This is a genomic window from Vibrio sp. 10N.222.48.A3 (genome assembly GCF_041475345.1).
In the GTDB taxonomy this organism is placed as follows: domain Bacteria; phylum Pseudomonadota; class Gammaproteobacteria; order Enterobacterales; family Vibrionaceae; genus Vibrio; species Vibrio tasmaniensis_A.
In genome coordinates this window covers 1-3,911 of record NZ_JBFRVX010000518.1, presented here as the reverse complement: position 1 = coordinate 3,911, position 3,911 = coordinate 1, and the positions used below count along the sequence as shown (strand labels likewise).

3 protein-coding genes and 1 pseudogene are annotated in these 3,911 nt (G+C 44.7%); 2 read left to right on the top strand and 2 right to left on the bottom strand.

Going from position 1 to position 3,911, the window contains the following annotated elements; all coding sequences use genetic code 11:
* Nucleotides 1–645: pseudogene (locus AB4653_RS15070) on the top strand (alkene reductase); the annotation flags it as partial.
* A gap of 206 nt (nucleotides 646–851) precedes the next feature.
* Nucleotides 852–1,673, top strand: a complete 822-nt coding sequence (locus tag AB4653_RS15065; protein WP_009846065.1) for an HNH endonuclease signature motif containing protein — start codon at nucleotides 852–854, stop codon at nucleotides 1,671–1,673.
* 268 nt (nucleotides 1,674–1,941) lie between these two features.
* Here AB4653_RS15065 and rlmJ read toward each other — a convergent pair whose 3' ends face one another.
* Together rlmJ and secF are read right to left on the bottom strand one after the other, a co-directional pair.
* A complete protein-coding gene (gene rlmJ / locus AB4653_RS15060) occupies nucleotides 1,942–2,808 on the bottom strand; it encodes a 23S rRNA (adenine(2030)-N(6))-methyltransferase RlmJ (RefSeq protein WP_009846064.1) in 867 nt (288 codons plus the stop codon).
* A gap of 232 nt (nucleotides 2,809–3,040) precedes the next feature.
* On the bottom strand, nucleotides 3,041–3,910 hold the full coding sequence (gene secF / locus AB4653_RS15055) for a protein translocase subunit SecF (RefSeq protein WP_372104622.1): 870 nt from the start codon (nucleotides 3,908–3,910) through the stop codon (nucleotides 3,041–3,043).
* Between the last annotated feature and the right edge of the window lies 1 nt (nucleotide 3,911).

Sequence of the window (3,911 nt, the reverse complement as noted above, 5' to 3'; positions counted from 1 at the left end):
GAGATGACCCAAGCCGATATCGATCGTGTTGTTCAAGATTTTGCTAACTCAGCGAAAAAAGCAGTCGAGGCAGGGTTCAACGGAGTGGAAATCCACGGTGGTAATGGCTACCTCATCGATCAATTCCTAAGAACCAATTCAAATAAGCGCACCGACAACTATGGAGGCAGCCGCGAGAACCGACTTCGTTTTCTAATCGAAGTGGTGGATGCAGTGATTGATGCGATTGGTGCCGATAAGGTGGGTGTTCGTTTAGCTCCGTTCATCACCTTCAAAGACATGAACTGCCCAGACATCGTGCCAACTATTTTAGAAGCTTCAAAGGCGCTACAAGCACGCGACATCGCTTACCTGCATCTATCAGAAGCAGATTGGGATGACGCACCTGTGATACCTGAAAGCTTCCGTTTAGAGCTAAGAGAGCTATTCTCTAACACCATCATCGTTGCTGGCAGCTACACACCAGAACGCGCCGAAGAAGTGTTAAGCAAAGGCTACGCCGACCTCGTCGCATTTGGTCGCCCATTCGTTGCGAATCCAGACCTCGTATCACGCCTACAAAACGGCAATGAACTATCCGATCTTGATGGCGCCACTCTGTTCGGCGGCAACGAAAAAGGCTATATCGATTACCCTGCGTTGTAGTGATAAAGCATTAAACAAACACCAAGCCTGCAGAGTACTGCAGGCTTAATTGTCTAGAAACGTGACCGAGCCGATACCTTTTTACACTCGAAAATCCAATTGCACATTTCAACTTAAACCACTGTTATATTTGAACTTTACACAAAAATTAATTATAGAAATATCAATAATAATTCCGATTTAAACGGATAAATGAGGACTCTCCATTGTTCAATGTAGGACAGGTTTACAATCGACGTACAGATATACACGGTCATTACAAAGGTCAGCAATATGGCGGTATCGCGACGCCGGCTGCTCACCCATATGTGTTTATCTTCACTAGCGATGCTGGTGAAGAATTTGGCTACTCTGATGGTTTTAGTGCAGACGGCACTTTCCGATATACAGGAGAAGGGCAAGAAGGTGATATGCAAATGGTTAAAGGAAACTTGGCCATCTTTGAACACCAAAACAACCTCAAAGAGATTCTCTTATTCGAATCAGTCTCAACTGGCTTCGTAAGATTCGTCGGTGTTTGCAACTACATCTGTCATCACATCGAACAGCGCCCAGACAAGAACGATCAACTCCGTGATGCAATAGTTTTCCATTTAGATATCGTCCCTCAAAGTATCGGAAACATCATTCAATCTCCGAAAGTTTCATACCTTACTAAGCCGACTAAAAGTAAGTCTCTGAAGCAATTACGAGACATTGCGTTAGCTTCAACGCCACTAAAAGCTGACCCCAAAGAACAACTCACGCATGTGAAGTACCGCAGTGAAGCAATCAAGCTTTACGCAAAGAAACGAGCAAATGGGCTTTGTGAAGGTTGTGGTGTGCCCTCGCCTTTTGAGACCAAGTCAGGTCCTTACCTAGAAGTGCATCACCTGACACGGTTAGCTGATGGTGGAGCTGATTGCCCTGAAAATGTAATTGCACTCTGTCCGACTTGCCATCGTAAAGCACATTACTCTGTGGAAGCTGCAGATTTCAATGCGAAACTCATCGAGAAAGCACTAAAAATTGAAGAGAATCTGTTGTAAACATTTTCGACAGGCAAAAGAAAGGCTCGCGTGACTAGTGCGAGCCTTATGCAGTTTAGGGGGTAAACCACAATCTGATATTAATTTGGGTAATTATTTAACTTATGAGCCAGTATGCACCTGTGCGCATTGATGTACTATTTTTATATGATTCATCGCGATAAATCAATCGATAAAAGTTAGAGTTTGGTCAATTTAAACCATACAGATTGAAATGATTTAGCGATCTACATCTCGAAAATCATCATAAAACCCATAAAAATCAGATCTATAGGCTTCTCATTTGCCAGTAGCCTTCACCATTGGTCGAGAGTTGGCTGTGTAAATAATCAAGCGTATCTGCGACTATTCCTGAAATGCCTTGTGGTGGGTTGAATAACAACAAACCACTGCCGATTAGGCGATCATCACCCTTAGGGTCTCGAAGGCGAAGCTCCGACTTAATCGGACTTGGCAGCAAACCATCTTTCACTGCAGTAACACAGTGATTCAGAATCAGTGAGCTCTTGTCATCCGTGTAAAGCGGGTACCAAATTAGTGCAGATACCTTATCAGATTGTTGATACGCCTTAACCAAGGCATCGATCACCGCGAGATATTCAGAATCGGTTTCATAGGGAGGATCGATAACAATCAGGTGATGATTATCGTGTTTTGCTACGTCATCAGGCAACGCTTTAAGCCCATCACCCGCGGAAATAGTCAGCTTGCTTGAGACATCAAGGTCACGTTGTAACGTCTCAATATTAGTTTGCAGTAAATCAGCTTCATCTTGCTGAATGTCTGAAAAATAGAAACTATCTTGGCTACGGCCTTGTTGGTAAGTGATGGCTGCTGAGCCCGGATAGAGAGAGATAAGTTGATTCGGATTGTAGTATTCCAGCACCGACATAAATGAAGCAAAGGCCGGAGGAAGATAAGCTTTATTTCGCCACAAGTACCCGACCCCTTCTGCAAACTCACCCGCGTGATTGCTTGGTGCGGTAGTTAAATCATAACAGCCTGTACCTGAGTGGGTGTCGATAACATTCAGGCGTGAATGCTGCTGCATTAATGATTTAACCAGTGCACTCAATACTGGATGCTTGAGTGCATCACCGTGGTCGCCTACATGACATTGATGTCGATATTCCATTCCCTTGCCTCATTTCTACTGACGTCATATAAACATACTTCATATAATGAGGGCTTGCCTGCTCAATCCATTGTTTTTTTAAATAGGCTCACTTTTCTCTAACCAGTTGACTCTTATAAAAAATAAAGCCCTTCGTCTTGCTACAAACGAAAGGCTTTGCTGAACTCACTCGTTGGTCAATGAGGACTAAGGCTGAGCGCTATCCAATTAGAAAACTTAAGCAATCAGGAAACTAAGGATACTCACCCTCAACTTCTACTACTGGTTTCACCTGATAGTGACAAGGCTGTAGGCCAAGTAATTTAGGTAGGGTGATGCCTACTGAAATGGAGGACCACGTACCGCTGACAATACCCACAACGAGTGCAATAGCGAAACCTTGCAGTGCCGCGCCACCCAGTAGCCAAAGCGCAGAGACGGTTATTAGAGTTGTTCCTGAAGTCACCATGGTGCGTGAGAAGGTCGCTTTAACTGATTCGTTAAGCAGGTTGTCAGTATCACCGCTTGGATTGCCACGCAGCATTTCACGAACACGGTCGGCAATGATGATCGAGTCATTCAATGAATAACCCAAAATCGCCAACACAGCCGCTAACACAGTCAGGTTGAACTCAAACTGAGTAAAAGCGAACAGACCCAAGATAAGCGTCACGTCATAGATGATCGCGGCAAGGGCACCGAGTGCTAAACGCCATTCAAATCGTACACTCAGGTACAGCATGATCATTAGGAAACACACCAATACCGCCAAGCCACCTTGGTCAACCATGTCTTGACCCACTTGAGGGCCAACCACGCTGCTGTTAAGCACTTTTACTTGGTCACTTACAGAAGACAAAGCATCCACTAAGTTTGGCTGTGGAGCGTCTGTCAGTTGACTGTAACGAATTGTCCAGCGATCCTGTTCTGCCATACCAACCACTTGTACGTCTTGTTGGAAAGCCGTATCAAGTTTGGTTTTTAACGCATCTTTGGTTACTTGATCAGAGAGCTGAACCTCGGCAACCACACCGCCAGTAAAGTCCAAGCCCCAGTTAAAACCTTTCACTGCCACCAGCATCACAGAGCTCATGAACAGCACAATAGAAATCACAGACATCACC